Origin of the sequence: Streptomyces sp. NPDC002130 (genome assembly GCF_040296465.1) — a bacterium.
In the GTDB taxonomy this organism is placed as follows: domain Bacteria; phylum Actinomycetota; class Actinomycetes; order Streptomycetales; family Streptomycetaceae; genus Streptomyces.
The window spans coordinates 1-1005 of sequence record NZ_JBEOXI010001327.1 but is presented as its reverse complement, the minus strand read 5'-3'; the positions used below and the strand labels follow the sequence as shown (position 1 = coordinate 1005).

Sequence of the window (1005 nt, the reverse complement as noted above, 5' to 3'; positions counted from 1 at the left end):
TTCGGCGTCGTACGTGGGCGGCCGCGTGCCGACGTGAGCACGGGACCGGGAGACGGGCGCGGGGACACCGGGACCGACCCTGTGTTTCGGCGCCGGACAAGTCGGTGCCGTCGTCCCGACCAAGTGAAATAGTGGCAGAGTGGAAGTCATGGAGCTGCGTATATTCACCGAACCCCAGCAGGGCGCTACCTACGAACAACTACTGACTGTTGCCCAGACCGCCGAAAAACTCGGCTACGGCGCATTTTTCCGCTCGGACCACTATCTCGCCATGAATTCCGACGGCCTTCCCGGACCCACCGACGCATGGATCACGCTCGCCGGAATCGCCCGCGAAACGTCCACCATCCGCCTCGGCACTCTGGTGACGTCGGCTACGTTCCGTCACGCCGGTCCGCTGGCCATCTCGGTCGCACAGGTCGATCAGATGAGTGGTGGCCGCGTGGACCTCGGCATCGGTGCCGGCTGGTACGAGGAAGAGCACCAGGCGTACGGCATCCCGTTCCCGGCGCTCAAGGATCGCTTCGAACTGCTCGAGGAAACTCTCGACGTCGTGACCGGTCTGTGGCGTACGACGGTCGGCGACACGTTCGACTACGACGGTAAGCACGTGCAGATCAAGAACTCTCCCGCGCTTCCCAAACCGCACCAGGTCGACGGTCCGCCGATCCTGATCGGTGGCACGGGCAAGAAGAAGACTCCGGCGCTCGCCGCTCGGTTCGCAAACGAGTTCAACATCCCGTTCAAGTCCCTCGAGGAAACGAAGGACATCTTTGCGCGGGTACGTCAGGCTTGCGTCGACATCGAGCGTGATCCGAACGAATTGGTGTACTCCAACGCTCTCGTCCTGTGCTGTGGCCGCGACGAGGCGGAGATCAAGAAGCGCGCCGAGGCTATCGGACGCGACGTGGACGAGCTACGTGAGAACGGTCTGGCCGGAACGCCTTCGGAGCTGGTCGACAAGATCGGCACTTTCGCCGAGGCCGGTTCACAGCGCGTGTATCT

The 1005-nt window shown here is 63.2% G+C and carries 1 protein-coding gene; it reads left to right on the top strand.

The features are described 5' to 3' along the window. Positions 1-148: 148 nt before the first annotated feature. The coding region (locus tag ABT116_RS50695; RefSeq protein WP_351648717.1) for an LLM class F420-dependent oxidoreductase at positions 149-1005 on the top strand (857 nt) is incomplete at its 3' end.